This window comes from Pelagibius sp. 7325 (assembly GCF_037652055.1).
Lineage (GTDB): Bacteria > Pseudomonadota > Alphaproteobacteria > Kiloniellales > Kiloniellaceae > Pelagibius.
This window is the reverse complement of the sequence record NZ_JBBKAH010000001.1, coordinates 53,692-70,415: the sequence shown is the minus strand read 5'-3', so window position 1 is coordinate 70,415 and position 16,724 is coordinate 53,692. Positions and strand designations below refer to the sequence as shown.

The window sequence follows — 16,724 nt, the reverse complement described above, 5'->3', positions numbered from 1 at the left end:
GCGAGGGGTTTTTCTGGTCGGGACGCTGGAAGGCGTCAGTCGTTGCCGCTTTTCGGCAGGCCGAAGTTCTCCAGCGAGAAGGGGTTGTCCGAGGGCTCGCGGGCGGGGGCCGAGGCCTGTTCCGGCTCGATGTCCGGCTGCGGCAGCGTGATGCCGGCCTTTTCCGCCGCCTTGCGGGCCTTCTCTACCGCGGCGTTGAGGTCGATCTGGCTGCACAGGCCCAGCAGCACCGGGTCGCGCGGGCGGATGTTCGGCGAGTTCCAGTGGGTGCGCTCGCGCACCGCCTGGATGGTCGTCTTGGTGGTGCCGATCAGGCGCGCGATCTGGGAATCCTTCAGCTCCGGATGGTGGCGCACCAGCCAGTAGATGCCGTCGGGCTTGTCCTGGCGCTTGGCCACCGGCGTATAGCGCGGGCCCTTGGTGCGCTTGGTCGGCTGCGGCAGGTCGCTCTTGGCCGTGGCCAGGCGCGCCGTCGGGTCGGCCTCGCAGCGCTCGATCTCGGCGCGGGTCAGTTCGCCGGACATCACCGGGTCCATGCCCTGGATGCCCACGGCCACCTCGCCGTCCGCGATGCCCTGCACTTCCAGGGGATGGAGGCCGCAGAAAGCGGCCACCTGCTCGAAGGACAGGCCGGTATTGTCGATCAGCCAGACGGCGGTCGCCTTCGGCATCAGCGGTAATGGCATAAGATAATCCTCCTTCCTTCCGACCCGGCGCCCATTCCTGCGCCCGGCCGGCGGCACGCTGTTCATGCCGACGTGGGAATACCCCCAATATAGGGCCCCGCCAAGCGGGAATAAAGCGCCCCGGCGGATTCCCGCTGTGAAATCCACAAGGCCAAGATAATCAAAGCGTTATGGACGCCAGGGTCAGTCCCCCGTGACGTCAGTCCAGGGTGAGCACGATCTTGCCGATGTGGCCCGAGCTTTCCATCAGGGCGTGGGCCTTGGCGGCCTCGGCCAGCGGGAAGCTGGCGGCCATGACCGGGGCGACCTTGCCGGCGTCCAGCAGCGGCCAGACCTTCTCCTTCAGCTCGGCGGCCAGCTGCGCCTTCACCGCCACCGGCCGCGCGCGCAGGGTGGAGCCGGTGATGGTCAGCCGCTTCATCATGACGGCGGCGAAGTTCACCTCCGCCTTGGGGCCGCCCAGGAAAGCGATGAAGCTGAGGCGGCCGTCCTCGGCCAGCGCCTTGATGTCGCGCGGGATGTAGTCGCCGCCCACCATGTCGAGGATGACGTCGACGCCCTTGCCGCCGGTATTTTCGTTTACCACGTAAACGAAATCCTCGTTCTTATAGTTGATCGCATGATCGGCGCCGAGATCCTTGCAGGCCTTGACCTTTTCCGGGCTGCCGGCGGTCGCGAAGACGGTGCAGCCGAAAGCCTTGGCCAGCTGGATCGCCGTGGTGCCGATGCCCGAGGTGCCGCCGTGCACCAGGAAGCTCTCGCCCGATTTCAGGCCCGAGCGCTGGAAGACGTTCACCCAGACGGTGAAGAAGGTTTCCGGCAGGCAGGCCGCCTGCTCCATGGAATAGCCCTTGGGTACCGGCAGGCACTGCGGCGCGGGGGCGGCGCAGTACTCGGCATAGCCGCCGCCGGTCACCAGGGCGCAAACCCGATCGCCCACCTTCAGGCCGGAGACACCGGCGCCCAGCGCGGCGATCTCGCCGGCGATCTCCAGGCCGGGGATGTCCGAGGCGCCCTTGGGCGGCGGGTAGCTGCCCTGGCGCTGCAGGCAGTCCGGCCGGTTCACCCCGGCCGCCGCCACCTTGATCAGCACCTCGCCCTCGCCCGGCTGCGGCAGAGGCCGCTCGGCGGCGACCAGGACCTCCGGGCCGCCCGGCTCGCGGATCTCGACGACTTTCATGGTGCTGGGCAGGCTCATGCGGGGACTCCTGTGGGATCAACGGGCTGTAGGGATGTTTCCTTGTGGGGGTGTTAGTATAGTGCGCCCCGCCCTGGCAAGGGCCGGGCAAGACCGAAAGCGGTCTGAAAAACGGCCCGGAATGCCGCATGGCCGGGGGGAAAGGAGGCCAGAAGCCATGGAATTGGAAGACCTGGAGCCGCGCAAGCAGAAGCCCAAGCCGAAGGATCTCGACACCCTGGGGGTCGACGAGCTGGAGGCCTACCTCGCCAACCTGGAGGCCGAGGCAGAGCGGGTGAAGCAGAAGATCGCGGCCAAGAAGAGCTATCTCAGCGGTGCCGACTCCCTCTTCAAAAGCTGAGCCCGGCGGCACGGCCGGCTGGGGCCGCGGCCTGCTGTGGCTGGGCGCGGCGCTGGCCGCCTGCACCGCCGTGGTGCTGCTGACCCAGGCCTGGGCCGAGGACCTGTTCCTGGAGCAGACCCGGGCCCGCGCCGCCGCCAAGCTCGACCTCTACGCCAGCAACCTCTCCGGCGCGCTCGGCAAGTACCAGTCGGTGCCGAAGCTGCTGGCGCTGCACGACGACGTGGCGGTGCTGTTCCAGGCACCGGACGACCCCGCGGTGCGGGCGCGCGCCAACCAGCTGACGGTGACGGTGAACCGCCTGACCGGGGCCGAGGACACCTACTTCATGGATGCCGGCGGCATGACCTTCGCCGCCAGCAACTGGGACGGCGACAAGCCCTTCGTCGGCAACAACTTCTCCTTCCGGCCCTACTTCCAGCAGGCCATGCAGGGCCGCCTCGGGCGCTACTTCGCGCTGGGCACCACGTCGGGCAAGCGCGGCTACTACTTCGCCTCCCAGGTCTCCAAGGACGGGGAGATCCTGGGCGCCGTGGTGGTGAAGGTCAGCCTCGACGACATCGAGCGCTCATGGACCGCCAGCGAGGAGGACGTCATCGTCACCGACCCGCACGGCGTCATTTTCATCGCCAGCCGGCCGCAGTGGCGCTATCGCAGCCTCGCGCCGCTGGACGGCGCGGCGCTGAGCGCCATCGCCGAGAACCGGCGCTACGAGTCGGTCGACCTGCGCCCGCTGGACGTCGAGCTGCGCAGCCGGGCCGGCGGGCTGCGCCTGATGAGCGTCGCCGGCGCGGGCGAGGGCGAGAGCGCGCGCGAATACGTGATGGTGTCGCAGCAGATGCCGGAGGCCGGCTGGACCCTCAACGTGCTGGCCTCGACGCAGCTGGCGCATTCGCAGACGGCGACGGCGATGGTGGTGGCGACGCTGGCCTGCGCCCTCACGCTGCTCCTCGTCACCGTGATCGTGCAGCGCCGCGCGCGCCTGGTCGAGCGCATCGAGTTCCAGCGCCGCGCCTCGGAAGAACTCGAGCGCCGCGTCGAGGAACGCACCGCCGACCTGCGCCGCGCGCAGGACGACCTCGTCCAGGCCGGCAAGCTGGCGGCGCTGGGCCAGATGTCGGCCGCCTTGAGCCATGAGTTCAACCAGCCGCTGGCGGCCATCCGCTCCTACGCCGACAACGCGCAGATGCTCATCGAGCGCGACCGTCAGGGCGAAGCGATGGGTAACCTGAAGCGCATCAAGGACCTGACCGGCCGGATGGCCGAGATCAGCAAGCACCTGATGACCTTCGCGCGCAAGCCGCGCCGCGAACTCCGGCCCGTGGTGCTGGCCGAGGTGCTGGACGACACCCTCGACTTCCTGCGCACGAGGCTGGAGCGCGCCGGCGCCGAGGTCACGGTCGCGCAATTCGATCGCGGCCTCACCGTGCTGGCCGGGCGGGTGCGCCTGCAGCACGTGATCCTCAACCTCGTCGCCAACGCGCTCGACGCCATGAAGGACCGGCCGGCCCCGCGCATCGAGATCGACGTTACCGACCGCGCCGGCCCCGACGGAAAGGGGCAGGTGGTGTTCTCCCTGCGCGACCACGGGCCCGGCATCGCCGCCGAGGAACTGGGCCGCATCTTCGATCCCTTCTTCACCACCAAGGACGTCGGCGAGGGGCTCGGCCTGGGGCTCTCGATCTCCTACAACATCGTGAAGGACTTCGACGGCGTGCTGCGCGCCGAGAACCACCCCGGCGGCGGCGCCGTCTTCACCATCGAGCTGCCGCTGCTGGAACGCCGGCCGCAGGCGGTCCGCCTGAAGGAGTCGGCGTGAGTACGGGAGTGGCGCACCTTTTTCCCTCTCCCCTTGCGGGAGAGGGTTGTGAAGCCTTAGCGAAGTCGAAGACTGCGCTTAGGCGAAGCTGGGTGAGGGGTGGACGGTGCGGGCAAGCAGTCGACCCTGCGACATCGCACGCACGGCGCCACCCCCTCACCCTCCCGCTTTGCGGGGCCCTCCCTCTCCCACGAGGGGAGAGGGCAATTTGGATGGCGCACTTAGCCCGGAACTCCCAGCTATGACCGACGGCCAGGTCTTCTTCGTCGACGACGAGGAGCCGCTGCGCGACGCGGTGAAGCAGGGCCTCGAGCTCTGCGGCCATCCCGTCACCTGCTTCAGCAGCGCGCGCCAGGCCGAGGCGCAGCTCGGCCGCAATCTCTACGGCGTGCTGGTCAGCGACATCAAGATGCCGGACATGGATGGCCTGGCGCTGCTGCGCCGCGCGCTGGAGATCGACCCGGCGCTGCCGGTGGTGCTGGTCACCGGTCACGGTGACGTGCCGCTGGCGGTGGAGGCGATGCGTGCCGGCGCCTACGACTTCATCGAAAAGCCCTTCGACACCTCGCACCTGGCCAGCGTCGTCGCCCGCGCGCTGGAAAAGCGCCGCCTGGTGTTGGAGGTCCGCGCCCTACGTCAGGAGCTGGAGACCGGCAGCGGCCTGGAAGCGCGGCTGGTGGGCCGCTCGGCGGCGATGGAACGGCTGCGCGGCCAGGTGCTGGCGCTGGCCGACACCGACGCCGACGTGCTGCTGGTCGGCGAGACCGGCGCCGGCAAGGAAGTGGTGGCACGCGCGCTGCACGACTTCGGCGGGCGCCGGGACGGCCCTTTCGTCGCCATCAACTGCGGCGCGGTGCCGGCCGAGATCATCGAGAGCGAGCTCTTCGGCCACGTCGCGGGCGCCTTCACCGGCGCGCAGAAACCACGCACCGGCAAGCTGGAGTTCGCCGACGGCGGCACCGTGCTGCTGGACGAGATCGAGTCCATGCCGCCGGCCCTGCAGGTGAAGCTGCTGCGCGCCATCGAGACGCGGACCATCGAGCGCCTGGGCTCCAACACGCCGGTGCCGCTCGACATCCGCTTCGTCGCCGCCAGCAAGGACGACCTCGCCGCCGCCTGCCGCGCCGGACGCTTCCGCGAGGATCTTTATTACCGCCTGAACGTGGTGTCGCTTACCCTGCCGCCGCTGCGCGAGCGCCGCGAGGACGTGCCGCTGCTGTTCCACCACCTGGCCCGCGAGGCGCGCGGCCGCTACCGCCGCGAGATCCCGGAGCTGGACGGCGGCCTGCTGGCCGCGCTCATGGCCCACGACTGGCCCGGCAACGTGCGTGAACTGCGCAACGCCGCCGACCGCTTCGTGCTGGGCCTCGGCGACGTGGTGCCCGGCGGCGCGGTGCCGGCGCTGCAGGAGTCCTCAGGACGCTGGGGACAGGGCCCGCTGTCGGACCGCCTCGACGCGGTGGAGAAAAGCATCCTGGAAGCCGAACTGCGCCGCCACGGCGGCAGCCTGAAGGCCACCTACGAAGCCCTCGGCCTCTCCCGCAAGACCCTCTACGACAAGCTGCAGCGCCACGGATTGCGGCGCGAGGATTTTTTGGTGAGCGAGGAAGGGTAGGGGCAAATTTGTCTCGTCAGCCACTAGCGGGAAAAATAGCCATAGCTGCATCCAGCCGCGAGCTTGTGCAAATTGTCCGGGATCGATTTGACCCTGAAGGCACTTGTAGTTGCGGCTACATTTTGGCGGCCAGTGAAGGGCTCCTCATGCTGCAGCGACTTAGCGATAGAATTGACTTGGACGGGTATGAGGTGCTGAGGGTCGAAGACGTTACTAGCATTGATGTCGAGTTTGACCGTGCGGCTTTCTACAAGAAGGCGCTCCAGGCGAAAGCGATCAAGCCTTCCTTCCCCTCAGAAGTCGTTCTCACGGATATGCGGAACTTGCTTTCCTCTGTGAATGACAAATTCTCACTGGTTGTTATTGAACGGGAGGAGCGTGTACCTGATGAGTGTGAGATCGGTCGCATCAAGCTGCTAACGGATGAGAAGTACGCGCTGAAATGGTTGTCACCTGAGGCAAGATGGGAAGATGACCTGCGAACATATGAAACCAAAGATGTCACCAGGGTGACGTTCGGCGGAGAGTACGAGAACACACTTGCTCTTGTTGCCGATCTGCCCGGATAGATGGCTCTAAAAACCAGTTAGATTTCCTCCTTCCTCCCCGAGAGTCTTCTGAAGATCGAGGGGTAGGCCTGCGGATACATTTCGATCGGGAGCAAAGCATTCAGTCATCCGAATGGTGTATCCGGAGGCTTCTTCTACCTGCCACCATGAGAGGTCTTCGTGCCGCAATCTGCCTACACGCCCAGCGACCTGAACAAGGGCTTCGTCGTGGCCATCACCATCGAGGCCAAGGAAAACGAAGGCGAGGCGGTCGCCGCAATTCTGGAAGGCCTGGTCGCCCCGACCCTTGCCGAGCCCGGCGTGAAGCTGTTTCTGCCCTATCGTTCTCCGACGAATCCGCTGCAGTTCTTTCTCTTCGAGCTCTACAGGGACGAGGCAGCCTGGGCGGAGCATCAGGCGACGGCGCACTTTAAGGCGGCCATCGCCGACCTCGTGCCGCGGGCGGCCAAGCGCGAGCGCGTGCCCTACATGCCGTACACGTCTCTTTAGGCGGATTACCCGCCGCCCCACCTGTCATTGCCGGGTCAAGCCCGGCAATGACAGGTGGGGCAGGGGCCGCTAGGCTTCAGGGTCAGGCGGTCATAACGAGGCGCGGGGAAAATTGGCCATGTCCACAGGCGACGTTCTCTACGACGAACACGCGATCACCTTCCTGGAGGAACTATGGGGCGACGGGTTTCTGTCGCCGGGCGGGCCGGAGGAGGTGGCGCGGGTGCTGGAAGGCATCGACCTTGCCGGCAAGACGGTGCTCGACATCGGCTGCGGCGCCGGCGGGATCACGGCGGCCCTGGCGCGCGACTACGGTGCCGCCGCGGTCGTCGGCATCGATGTCGAAGAGCCGGTCTGCGAAGCGGCGCGGCGCCAGGCGGCGAAGTCGGGCGTTGCCGAGCGCGTGCGCATCGAGCGGGTGACGCCGGGGCCGTTTCCTTTCCCCGACGCCAGCTTCGACATCGTGTTCTCCAAGGACTCCATCATCCACATCCCCGACAAGGCGTTTCTCGCCGGCGAGGCCTTTCGCGTGCTGAAGCCGGGCGGCTGGTTCGTCGCCTCCGACTGGCTGATCGGTCACGACGGCGAACCCTCGCCGGAGATGGCCGACTATATCGCCAAGGAGGCGCTGGACTTCGGCATGGCCTCGCCGCAGCGCTACCGCGCGGCGCTGCAGGGCGCGGGCTTCGTCGAGGTCAGCTTGAGGAACCGCAACGCGTGGTACCGCGAGGTCGCGCGCAAGGAACTCGCCCTGCTGGAAGGGCCGGGGCGGGCGCGCTTCGAAGAGATATGCGGCGCGGAGGAGATCGCCCGCCAGATCGAGACCTGGCGCGCGATGGTCGTGGTGTTGGAGTCAGGCGAGCACTGCCCGCATCATTTCCGCGCAAGGAAGCCCACGTAAGGAATCTCATTCTTTTCAGGCTGTCATCCCGGCACTTGTTGCCGGGATCCATTGCCCTCACCGAGCAATCGGTGTTGAGAGTCGTCGCGTGCCATCGCCAATGGATCCCGGGGTCAAGCCCCGGGATGACAGCGTTGTTTTTCGTGCGCCGGGAGCTGCGCTCTCTACGGCGCGCCGTTGGCGTAGAAGGCTTCCGCATCCTTGGTGAAAGCGATGCGCGAGGCCGGATCGAGATAGAACATGTGGCCGCCCTTGTAGAGGGCGAGGGCGGCGCGGTCGGCGCCGGCCTCGGGCGAGAGGTGGTCCAGCACGTAGCGGCTGGGGCCGTAGGGAGTCACCAGGTCGTTGCGACCGTGGGCGATGAGCAGGCGGAAGCCGGGATTGAGCGCGAGCAGGCGGCGCAGGTCGCCGCTGACGCTCGCCCCGCGACGCCCGCCGTCCCAGTTCCAGCGGGAGCTGACGCTGCGGTTCAGCAACTCGAAGGTCATCTCCGTCTCGAAGCCGAGCTGCGCCCGGGCGTAGCCGACGAAGAGGCCGCCCAGGCTCTGCAGGAAGCCGTCCAGCATGGGGTCGTCGCCGCCGTCGTAATCCGATTCCGGGAAGGGGTCCGGCATCGCGAAGGTGCCGTCGTAGGGGCTGACGACCTGCGCGGCGCCGTCGCGCGGGTGGTTGAGATAGGCGCGGCCGATGAAGCCGCGCGTGCGCGCCACCACCTCCGGCGGCAGCCCGGTCATCGCCGCGACCTTGGCGTAGAAGGCGGTCGCCGCGTCGCCCTCGGGCGGCGGCCCCGCCAGGGTGACGAGGTAGTCGGTCATCGCGAAGCGCTCGGCTTCCGCGAGCGCCTGCGGCGTGAAGCGCCCCTGGCGGTCGAGCTCCGTGGCGGCGATGGCGGGCAGCAGCAGCGCGGCGCTGAGCGCCGAGCGGCCGGCGCGGAAGGTGAGGCCGCCGTCCAGCAGCGGCGACAGCATGACGATGCCGGAGGCGACGATGCCCTGGCCCTGCTGCAGCGCGCGCGCCACCTTGGCCGCGCGGAAGCCGCCGTAGCTTTCCCCCAGCAGGTATTTCGGCGCCGCGGTGAGGCCGTGCTCGGCGACGTAGAGCGCGATCACCTTGGCGATCGCTTCGGCATCGCTCTCGACGCCCCAGAATTTTTCGTTGTCCTCGGGATCGGCGGCGCGGCTCCAGCCCGTGCCCACCGGATCGATGAGCACGAGATCGGTGAAGCGCAGCCAGCTCTCAGGGTTGTCGTGCAGCCGCGCGGTCGCCGCGGCGGGCGGCGCGCCGAAGTCGACGACCTGCGGGCCGACCAGCCCCAGGTGAAGATAGGTGGAGGCCGCACCGGGGCCGCCGTTGAAGACGAAGGTGACGGGACGCGCGGCGCCGTCTTCCCCGCCGTCGCGGGTATAGGCGGTGTAGAACATCGCGGCGCTGCGCCCGCCGTCCTGGCCGCGCAGGGTGAAGGTGCCCGCCGTCGCGGTGTAGGGAAAGCTGCCGTCTTCGGTGACGAGGGTATGATCGGTGATCGAGTCCGCCGGCAGCAGCGACAGGATGCCGGGCTGGCTGTCTTGTGCAATTTCCGCTTTCGGCTGCGGCGCCGGCTGCGCGACAGCCGGCGCGGCGGCGAAAGACAGTAGGGCGGCAAGCAGCAGTGCCGGCAGGCGGCCGCGGCTCATCGGATGTTGGGAGAGAGCGTCTGGCATGGCGCCAGTGTAGAACAGGATGGCCGCAGCAACCAGGGGCAAGCGGCTCTGTGCATCGCTACAGCCCCGCTGTCGTCCCGGCACTTGATGCCGGGACCCATTGGCTTGTCCGCTCGCTATGACGCCGACGGGGAGTTTCCAACGCCTCCGGCTGGCGAGGAAGCCAATGCCGCGGGTCATCGCCAGGCATCGACGCCAATGGGTCCCGGGAACAAGTCCCGGGACGACAGCGGAATCTTTGTCTGCATTTGAGAAAGCCAGGTGAGATGTGTGGAGCCGGTTACGTGACGAACCTGCGACCGATTGAACGGATTGGGCCACGGGTCCCGGCATCAAGGACCGGGACGACAGGGTAGGGCCGGTTGACGCCAGGCGCGATCGCGCTTAGCGTGAGCCTGGAGATCGAGGAGCCACCCGTCATGCATCGCGAAGCCGTCGTAGGAAAGATCTGGCGCCCCGTCCGGTGACAAAGTCCGGATGGACTCTTCCGCGCGCCCCCGGTGATCCTCGGGGGTTTTTTATTGCCTGCTCTTTCTCCGGATGTCCCCCATGCTCCGCCCCGCCGCCACGCCGCCGCATCTCGCCACGCTGATCTTGCTGAGCGCGCTGGCGGTGCTGTCGCTCAACATGTTCCTGCCGTCGCTGGCCCACATCGCCGGAGACTTCGGCGCCGACTACGGCCTGGTGAACCTCTCCATCGCCGGCTACGCGGGGATGACGGCGCTGCTGCAGCTCGTCATGGGCCCGCTGTCGGACCGCTTCGGGCGGCGCCCGGTGATCCTCGCGGCGCTGGCGATCTTCATTCTCGCCTCGCTGGGCTGCGCCTTCGCCACCGACGTCTGGACCTTCCTCGCCTGCCGCCTGCTGCAGGCGGCGATCATCGCCGGTTATTCCGTCTCCCTGGCCGTCATCCGCGACACCGCCGAGGCCGAGAAGGCGGCCTCGCTGATGGGCTACGTCGCCATGGGCTGGGCGGTGGCGCCGATGCTGGGCCCGCTGTTCGGCGGCGCCCTCGAGGAGTTCTTCGGCTGGCGCGCGAGCTTCTGGGCCTTCACCGGCTTCGGCGTCGCCGTGCTGGCGCTGGTCTGGACCGACCTGGGGGAGACCAACCGCGCGCCCGCCGCAACCTTCGCCGCGCAGCTGCGCAGCTACCCGGAGCTCTTCGGCTCGCGGCGTTTCTGGGGTTACTCGGCCTGCATGGCCTTCTCGGTGGGCTCGTTCTACATCTACCTCGGCTGCGCGCCGCTGGTGGCGGCGCACCTGTTCCAGATGTCGCCGGCCGCGCTGGGCGTCGCCATCGGCTCCAGCACCGCGGGCTTCATGCTGGGCAACTTCCTCTCCGGGCGCTTTGCCGCGCGGCGGTCGCTCACCGCCATGATGATCGCCGGGCGCCTCGTCGCCTCCGCCGGCCTGGCGGCGGGCCTGGTGCTGCTGGCCCTCGACATCGTGCACGTCGCGACGATCTTCGGCCCGGCCGTCTTCATGGGCATCGGCAACGGCCTGACCTTCCCCAGCGCCAATGCCGGTGCCATGTCGGTGCGCCCGACGCTGACGGGCAGCGCCGCGGGCCTGGCCGGCGCGCTGACGGTGGCGGGCGGCGCGCTGCTGGCGGCGCTGGCGGGCGCGATCCTGACGGAAGCCGATGCGGCTGCCATCATGCTGGCGATGATGCTGCTGGCCTCGCTGGCCGGCCTCGGCGCCGCGCTCTACGTGCGCCGGGTGGACCGCCGCGAGGCCGCCGCCCAAACGGCGTGAGCCCTCGCGGCGTGAGCCCTCACGGCGCGAGTCGTCAGGTGCCGATGGCGGCGACGTCGAAGGGCGTCGTCTGGTAGAGGTAGTTGATCCAGTTGGAATAGAGCAGGTGGGCGTTGCCGCGCCAGGTGTTCACCGGCAGGCGCTTGGGATCGTCGCCCGGATAGTAGTGTTGAGGCAGATGGATCGCCTCGCCCTTGGCGACGTCGCGGCGGTACTCGGCGTCCAGCGTCGTCGAATCATATTCCAGGTGGTTGAACATGTAGACCTGGCGCAGGCGCTTGTCGTGCACCAGGCACAGCCCGGCCTCCTCGGACTCGATGAGGATCTCCAGGTCCTCGTGGCCGGCCAGGTCCTCGCGCCGGTTCTCGGTGTGGCGCGAGACGGGAATGTCGATCTCGTCGTCGAGGCCGCGCATCAAGAGCGAGGTGTGGTCGAGCACCCGGTGCGTGAAGACGCCGAAGCGCTTCTCCGGCAGTTGATGTTTGGGAATGCCATGGAAGTGGTAGAGCGCCGCCTGGCCACCCCAGCACAGCGCGAAGGTGCCGTGCACGTGGTCGAGCGACCAGTCGAAGATGCGCCTCAGCTCGTCCCAGTAGAGGACCTTCTCGAAGGGCAGCTGCTCGATCGGCGCGCCGGTGACGATCAGGCCGTCGAACTTCTCCTCGCGGATCTCCTGCCACGGCCGGTAGAAGTCGATCATGTGCTCGCGCGGCGTGTTCTTCGGGGTGTAGCCCGACGGCGCGAAGAGCGTCATCTCCACCTGCAGCGGCGTGCCGGCCAGCACGCGGGCGATCTGCGTCTCCGTCTCGATCTTCTTGGGCATGAGGTTCAAGAGGGCGATCTTCATCGGCCGGATATCCTGGCGGATCGCATCGGTGTCGCTGATGATCAGCACGCCCTCGCGTTGCAGCGTCTCGCGGGCCGGCAGGTCGTTGGGGATCTTGATGGGCATGGGGCAGGTCGGGTTATGAAACGGGCGTTGCGGCCGGGGGGCGGCCGCGCGCGGGGGGATGAGGTTTACAGCTTGCCTGCCTCTATAGTCCTCCCCCCGCCTGCACTCAAGGGCGGTTCAAAAGGCGGGGCCGGCTTTCACGTTCTCGGGCGCTTCCTGGACGCGCAGGACGGCGCGGGAATTGATCTCGGTGTCGGGCGGCTGGCCGGCGTCCTGCTGGAAGCGGTCGAGCGCCCGGTAGGTGGCCGGACCGGCGACGCCGTCCTGGGGACCCAGGTAGTAGCCGCGCTTGGCCAGGGCGCGCTGCAGATCCAGGGCATGGCCCGTCTTGGGCGCGCCGAAGGCGTAGACCTTGGGCAGGGCGAACTTGATGTGGTCGAGCAGGCGCTTGTCGGCCTTGCCGTCGACCTCCAGGCCGGCGTCAGCCTGGTAGGCGCGCACGGCAGCCCGGGTCTGCGGGCCGGCGACGCCGTCGATGGGGCCGGGCTTGTAGCCGTGGGCCGCCAGCTCCTTCTGGACGCCGCGGACATAGGCGGCCTCCAGGCCGGTTTCGGCCTGGGCGACCTGGGGGGCGATTTGAGCCGACTCAGTCCGGGCGGCGCCCGCGAAAGGGGCGAGGACGCCTGAAACGAGCGCCGCCGCCAGGGCCAGGCGCAGACTTATCCTGGATGCCGCTGAGGCCATACTGTCTCTCCATCGTTGCCGATCCACCCCTCAGGAAGACAGCTAGGGTGCGGTCCGGGCCGCTGCAAGGCCGCCTGCGGGGTTGCACAGCGGCGCCCGGGACCCGATTTTCCTAGAGTGGCCGGCTTCTCCGGTCAGGAAAACCGGGAGTTTGCCGATGCCGGCCTTGTCCATCCTCGACCTCGTCCGCGTGACCGAAGCAACCGATGCGCGTGGCGCCCTCGACAATGCGCGCGACCTCGCCGCCCATGCCGAGGACTGGGGCTACACCCGCTTCTGGGTCGCCGAGCACCACAACATGCCGGGCATCGCCAGCGCCGCCACCGCGGTGGTCATCGCCCACATCGCCGGCGGCAGCCGCCGGATCCGCGTAGGCGCCGGCGGCATCATGCTGCCCAACCACGCGCCGCTGGTGATCGCCGAGCAGTTCGGCACCCTGGCGCGGCTCTTCCCGGGCCGCATCGACCTCGGCCTGGGGCGGGCGCCGGGCACCGACCAGGCGACCCTGCGGGCGCTGCGCCGCGACCCCATGGCCGCCGACACCTTCCCGCAGGACGTCGTCGAGCTGCAGGCCTACCTGGCGCCCTTGGCGGAAGGGCCCAGAGAATCCCGGCGAATTCAGGCGGTACCGGCCACGGGGACCGAGGTGCCTTTGTGGATCCTCGGTTCCAGCCACTTCGGCGCCATGCTGGCGGCCGAGCTGGGGCTGCCCTATGCCTTCGCCTCGCACTTCGCGCCGGGCGAGCTGATGAACGCGCTGGCGATCTACCGCAGCCGCTTCAAGCCCTCGGCGCAGCTCGACCGGCCTTATGCCATGGTCGGGGTGAACGTCATCGCGGCGGAGAGCGACGCCGAGGCGCGGCGCCTGGCGACCACCCAGCAGATGTCCTTCACCAACCTCATCCGCGGCACCCGCGGTCTCAGCCGGCCGCCGATCGACGACATCGAGAGCTACTGGTCGCCGATGGAAAAGGCGCAGGCGGCGCGCATGCTGGCCTGCTCGGTGGTGGGTGCGCCGGAGAGCGTGCGCCGCGGCCTCGCCGATCTGGCCGCCGAGACCGGCGCCGACGAGTTCATCGTGGTCTCCGACGTCTACGACCACGCGGCGAGACTGCGCTCCTTCGAACTCATCGCCGAGGCGGCCGGGGTGAAGCCGGCGGCGGCAGGGCCGCGCGAGGCCTGCGCGTAACTCGTTGGTGTAAGCATTGATCCGCCGCGGCCGGGCTGGCTATCCTTGTAGCATCGCGGATCGAGAAGAAGGGGAGCGCCGAGGGATATGCGGCTGACGCCCGAGCACGTCGCCCTCAGCCTGCGCGAGGAGCCCGATCTCGGCTGGGAGCCCGGCTGGACCCACCTGAGCGAGGCGGAGTTCGACGACCTGGCGGCGCGCTGGGATGCCGACTGCGGCGCCGACCCGCTCTGGGTCTTCGCCTACGGCTCGCTGATCTGGAAGCCCGACTTCGAGTCCGTGGCGCACATGCCGGCCACCGCCTTCGGCTGGCACCGCTCCTTCTGCCTGAAGATGCGGCGCTGGCGCGGCTCGCCGCAGCAGCTGGGCCTGATGCTGGCGCTGGAGCGCGGCGGGCGCTGCGACGGCGTCATCTACCGCCTGCCCGACGCCGACCGCCGCGGACAGATCCGCCGCATGTTCCAGCGCGAGATCCGCTTCCATCACACGCGCCACATGGTGCGCTGGATCACCGTGCGCACCGCCGAGGGGCGCAAGCGCGTCATGGTGTTCTGGGCCGGGCCGACCGGCGAGCGCGTGATGAGCGGGCTGCCGCTGGAAGAGGTCGCCCACATCCTGGCGCGCGCCTGCGGCCCCATCGGCTCCTGCGCCGAATACCTCTACAACACCGTCGCTCACCTGGAAGAATTCGGCATCCGCGACCGCAACCTCTGGCGCCTGCAGGAACTGGTCGCCCGCGAGATCGAGGCGATCCACCGCGGCGCGGAGAGCGGCGGGGGGCACTAGGATAGTCGGTGGCTTAAGCGCGGCCCGCTGAAGAGAGAGAGCTTCGGTGGTCCTGAAACGAAGCTTCGTTCGGGCGTCGCCGTGACGCTGCCCTCGTTACCCGGCTATCCTGGAACCTGCCGCTTTATCCACTGCCGGAACGTCCTGAAACTCGGGCGGTTCTTGCTGTCTGTCCAGCACAGGTAATAGTGGCGCGCATTCTGTGCCGGCCAGCGGTCGTCGCTTAACAATTGCACCAAGCGCCCACTGGTCAAGTAAGGCGCAGCATAGACATGGGGAAGCCACGCCACGCCGTGTCCGTCGAGTGCGGCGGCAATCGTCAGCGCGCTGGGCAACCGGGTAATCCGCGTATGAGCTTCATGGGCTACGCCATGATCATCGAACCAGTTTGACATTTCGACATCGCGGTCCTCATCCAGAATCCAGGGCAGCTTGGTCAGGTCTTGAGGCGTGTGAACGGAAACGGACGCCAGCACCGAAGGCGCCGCCACAACCACATGTCTGCTTTCAAGCAGCCTTTCGCAGTTCATCCCCGGCCAGTTGCCGTCGCCATGCCGGACCGCGGCATCGAAATCACCTTGTGCAAGATCATGCACTGTCGCATCGGCGTTGATGCGCAGATCGATCTCCGGGTGACGCTGCAGAAACTCACCAAGGCGTGGCAGCAGCCAATACTGGGCGAAATGCGGCGTCACGGTGATATTGAGGACGTTTTCGTCGCGTCGGAATTGGTCGATATCACCGGCAATCGCCCTGAAATGCCGAAGCAGCTTGTCTGCCAGGTCTGCCGCTTCCGGCGACATGACCAGACGATTGCCCGAACGGTTAAACAATTTGCGCTGCAGGCGGTCTTCCAAGCCCCGCAGATGCTGACTTACTGCGCCATGCGTCACCTTGAGCGTATCCGCAGCGGCCCCGACAGAGCCGGTTTCATGGACAGCCGCGAAAGCACGCAGGGCATTCAGCGGCAACCCGGCGATGTCGCCCTTCTTTCTCATGATAGAAAAACTAACAGTGATGCAGCTTTTCTGACAAGCCGAAAGCGCCGCAGAGTACTACATTTAAGCCTCAAAAGAGTGGAGGCAAAAACGATGACACGCAGGTTTTCTAACGATCACGCTGAGCATGTCTTCCCCCGTCGGGTTCTTGCGTCCGGCATCGATCAGGAGGCCATTCATCGAATCCGCCAGCAAGGAAGGATCGAACGGGCGAAGGTTGTGCGTCAGTGCTTTGCGGCCCTCAAGCGCATTGCCATCCAGTTCACTTCGGCAGGAGCATCTCATGAACCGTCCGAACAGCGGCGTACAGGCATTTGCAGCCGACACAGCTGACGCCGACCTCGATGATCGGCGCGCGCTCGCGGCCCCATCGGCTCCTGCGCCGAATACCTCTACAACACCGTCTCCCACCTGGAAGAATTCGGCATCCGCGACCGCAACCTCTGGCGCCTGCAGGAACTGGTCGCGCAAGAGATCGAAGCGATCCACCGCGGCGCGGAGAGCGGCGGGGGACACTAGGATGGTCGGTGGCTTAAGCGCGGCCCGCTGAAGAAAAAGCTTCTTCGGAAGAGGCCGGAATGTCCACTCTCGGCTTCATTCGAGTCGTCGAAGCCTGAGTGCCGGTGGTCTCCTCTGTGCCATTAGCCGTCACGCAGGGCTTCCGGTTCGAGATTTGGGTGCGCTTTATGTATCGGTCTTTCCACCTCGACATACATTTCGCCAAGCACCTTTCCAACGGCAATGCGCAGCTCGCGGAATTCTTGATCGGATAGTATCTCTTGTGCGTCCAACAGCAGGTCGTTGAGGCGTTCGAAGCAGGTTGATGTTTCCTCCAAGACCTTGGCTGCAAACTCCTTATTGCTGATCATTCCCACCTCAAAAATTCGCAAATAATTGCTAACAAGATTGTCCGCTCTGGGTCAGGTTGAGACCTGCGCCTTATCCGGGGGCAGTTCCGCTTCCTGCCTGTGCGCGGACATCGCTCGGGCATGCGTGACGCATCCGGCTTCTCTCGTCTTTAGCAAACGGCTGGCCGCAGATCC

At 67.4% G+C, this 16,724-nt stretch carries 17 protein-coding genes; 9 read left to right on the top strand and 8 right to left on the bottom strand.

Annotated features, from left to right (window positions below):
- Window positions 1-35 precede the first annotated feature (35 nt).
- Together WDC82_RS00370 and WDC82_RS00365 are read right to left on the bottom strand one after the other, a co-directional pair.
- Window positions 36-686, bottom strand: a complete 651-nt coding sequence (locus tag WDC82_RS00370) for a cell cycle transcriptional regulator TrcR (RefSeq protein ID WP_340115243.1) — start codon at window positions 684-686, stop codon at window positions 36-38.
- Between the two features lie 199 nt (window positions 687-885).
- Window positions 886-1,884: an NAD(P)H-quinone oxidoreductase gene (locus WDC82_RS00365; RefSeq protein ID WP_340115242.1), complete on the bottom strand. Its 999-nt coding sequence runs from the start codon at window positions 1,882-1,884 to the stop codon at window positions 886-888.
- Window positions 1,885-2,041: 157 nt separating this feature from the next.
- Here WDC82_RS00365 and WDC82_RS00360 point away from each other — a divergent pair, with 157 nt between their 5' ends.
- The 6 genes from WDC82_RS00360 (at window position 2,042) to WDC82_RS00335 (ending at window position 7,617) form a co-directional block, all read left to right on the top strand.
- Window positions 2,042-2,224, top strand: a complete 183-nt coding sequence (locus WDC82_RS00360; RefSeq protein ID WP_340115241.1) for a DUF1192 domain-containing protein — start codon at window positions 2,042-2,044, stop codon at window positions 2,222-2,224.
- The gene (locus WDC82_RS00355; RefSeq protein ID WP_340115240.1) at window positions 2,199-4,043 is read left to right on the top strand and encodes an ATP-binding protein; all 1,845 of its coding nucleotides are present in this window, start codon (window positions 2,199-2,201) and stop codon (window positions 4,041-4,043) included. The genes WDC82_RS00360 and WDC82_RS00355 overlap by 26 nt, the downstream gene beginning before the upstream one ends.
- Before the next feature lie 241 nt (window positions 4,044-4,284).
- Complete coding sequence (locus WDC82_RS00350; protein ID WP_340115239.1) at window positions 4,285-5,658, top strand: sigma-54 dependent transcriptional regulator; 1,374 nt, start codon at window positions 4,285-4,287, stop codon at window positions 5,656-5,658.
- 146 nt (window positions 5,659-5,804) lie between these two features.
- Window positions 5,805-6,227 carry a hypothetical protein gene (locus WDC82_RS00345; protein WP_340115238.1) on the top strand — a complete coding sequence of 141 codons (423 nt, stop codon included), beginning with the start codon at window positions 5,805-5,807 and terminating at the stop codon, window positions 6,225-6,227.
- Between the two features lie 159 nt (window positions 6,228-6,386).
- A complete protein-coding gene (locus WDC82_RS00340; RefSeq protein WP_340115237.1) occupies window positions 6,387-6,716 on the top strand; it encodes a putative quinol monooxygenase in 330 nt (109 codons plus the stop codon).
- A 118-nt stretch (window positions 6,717-6,834) separates the two neighbouring features.
- Window positions 6,835-7,617, top strand: a complete 783-nt coding sequence (locus WDC82_RS00335) for a methyltransferase domain-containing protein (protein WP_340115236.1) — start codon at window positions 6,835-6,837, stop codon at window positions 7,615-7,617.
- A gap of 164 nt (window positions 7,618-7,781) precedes the next feature.
- On the opposite strand, the gene WDC82_RS00330 is transcribed toward WDC82_RS00335, so the two are convergent.
- Window positions 7,782-9,359, bottom strand: a complete 1,578-nt coding sequence (locus tag WDC82_RS00330) for a peptidase S10 (RefSeq protein ID WP_340115235.1) — start codon at window positions 9,357-9,359, stop codon at window positions 7,782-7,784.
- Between the two features lie 507 nt (window positions 9,360-9,866).
- Between WDC82_RS00330 and WDC82_RS00325 the strand changes: the two genes are divergently transcribed.
- Window positions 9,867-11,072, top strand: coding sequence for a Bcr/CflA family efflux MFS transporter (locus tag WDC82_RS00325; protein WP_340115234.1), 1,206 nt, complete (start codon window positions 9,867-9,869; stop codon window positions 11,070-11,072).
- A gap of 34 nt (window positions 11,073-11,106) precedes the next feature.
- Here WDC82_RS00325 and metA read toward each other — a convergent pair whose 3' ends face one another.
- Complete coding sequence (gene metA / locus WDC82_RS00320; protein WP_340115233.1) at window positions 11,107-12,024, bottom strand: homoserine O-succinyltransferase; 918 nt, start codon at window positions 12,022-12,024, stop codon at window positions 11,107-11,109.
- Between the two features lie 117 nt (window positions 12,025-12,141).
- Window positions 12,142-12,708, bottom strand: coding sequence for a peptidoglycan-binding domain-containing protein (locus WDC82_RS00315; RefSeq protein ID WP_340115232.1), 567 nt, complete (start codon window positions 12,706-12,708; stop codon window positions 12,142-12,144).
- 157 nt (window positions 12,709-12,865) lie between these two features.
- On the opposite strand from WDC82_RS00315, the gene WDC82_RS00310 reads away from it, so the two are divergent.
- Both WDC82_RS00310 and WDC82_RS00305 read left to right on the top strand, forming a co-directional pair.
- Window positions 12,866-13,897, top strand: a complete 1,032-nt coding sequence (locus WDC82_RS00310; RefSeq protein ID WP_340115231.1) for an LLM class flavin-dependent oxidoreductase — start codon at window positions 12,866-12,868, stop codon at window positions 13,895-13,897.
- 87 nt (window positions 13,898-13,984) lie between these two features.
- Entirely contained in the window at window positions 13,985-14,683 is a 699-nt protein-coding gene (locus WDC82_RS00305; RefSeq protein WP_340115230.1) for a gamma-glutamylcyclotransferase, read from the top strand.
- Between the two features lie 104 nt (window positions 14,684-14,787).
- Here the strand turns inward: WDC82_RS00305 and WDC82_RS00300 are convergent, their stop codons facing one another.
- From WDC82_RS00300 to WDC82_RS00290, 3 genes are all read right to left on the bottom strand, one after another.
- Entirely contained in the window at window positions 14,788-15,681 is an 894-nt protein-coding gene (locus tag WDC82_RS00300; protein WP_340115228.1) for a LysR substrate-binding domain-containing protein, read from the bottom strand.
- A gap of 63 nt (window positions 15,682-15,744) precedes the next feature.
- Window positions 15,745-16,170, bottom strand: coding sequence for a hypothetical protein (locus WDC82_RS00295; RefSeq protein ID WP_340115227.1), 426 nt, complete (start codon window positions 16,168-16,170; stop codon window positions 15,745-15,747).
- A gap of 152 nt (window positions 16,171-16,322) precedes the next feature.
- The gene (locus tag WDC82_RS00290; RefSeq protein WP_340115226.1) at window positions 16,323-16,550 is read right to left on the bottom strand and encodes a hypothetical protein; all 228 of its coding nucleotides are present in this window, start codon (window positions 16,548-16,550) and stop codon (window positions 16,323-16,325) included.
- Between the last annotated feature and the right edge of the window lie 174 nt (window positions 16,551-16,724).

What these genes read in the sequence shown, in the direction of transcription:
- WDC82_RS00370 (WP_340115243.1), bottom strand. Translation starts at nt 686, where the DNA reads ATGCCATTACCGCTGATGCCGAAGGCGACCGCCGTCTGGCTGATCGAC.
- WDC82_RS00365 (WP_340115242.1), bottom strand. Translation starts at nt 1,884, where the DNA reads ATGAGCCTGCCCAGCACCATGAAAGTCGTCGAGATCCGCGAGCCGGGC.
- WDC82_RS00360 (WP_340115241.1), top strand. Translation starts at nt 2,042, where the DNA reads ATGGAATTGGAAGACCTGGAGCCGCGCAAGCAGAAGCCCAAGCCGAAG.
- WDC82_RS00350 (WP_340115239.1), top strand. Translation starts at nt 4,285, where the DNA reads ATGACCGACGGCCAGGTCTTCTTCGTCGACGACGAGGAGCCGCTGCGC.
- WDC82_RS00345 (WP_340115238.1), top strand. Translation starts at nt 5,805, where the DNA reads ATGCTGCAGCGACTTAGCGATAGAATTGACTTGGACGGGTATGAGGTG.
- WDC82_RS00335 (WP_340115236.1), top strand. Translation starts at nt 6,835, where the DNA reads ATGTCCACAGGCGACGTTCTCTACGACGAACACGCGATCACCTTCCTG.
- WDC82_RS00325 (WP_340115234.1), top strand. Translation starts at nt 9,867, where the DNA reads ATGCTCCGCCCCGCCGCCACGCCGCCGCATCTCGCCACGCTGATCTTG.
- metA (WP_340115233.1), bottom strand. Translation starts at nt 12,024, where the DNA reads ATGCCCATCAAGATCCCCAACGACCTGCCGGCCCGCGAGACGCTGCAA.
- WDC82_RS00315 (WP_340115232.1), bottom strand. Translation starts at nt 12,708, where the DNA reads ATGGCCTCAGCGGCATCCAGGATAAGTCTGCGCCTGGCCCTGGCGGCG.
- WDC82_RS00310 (WP_340115231.1), top strand. Translation starts at nt 12,866, where the DNA reads ATGCCGGCCTTGTCCATCCTCGACCTCGTCCGCGTGACCGAAGCAACC.
- WDC82_RS00305 (WP_340115230.1), top strand. Translation starts at nt 13,985, where the DNA reads ATGCGGCTGACGCCCGAGCACGTCGCCCTCAGCCTGCGCGAGGAGCCC.
- WDC82_RS00300 (WP_340115228.1), bottom strand. Translation starts at nt 15,681, where the DNA reads ATGAGAAAGAAGGGCGACATCGCCGGGTTGCCGCTGAATGCCCTGCGT.
- WDC82_RS00290 (WP_340115226.1), bottom strand. Translation starts at nt 16,550, where the DNA reads ATGATCAGCAATAAGGAGTTTGCAGCCAAGGTCTTGGAGGAAACATCA.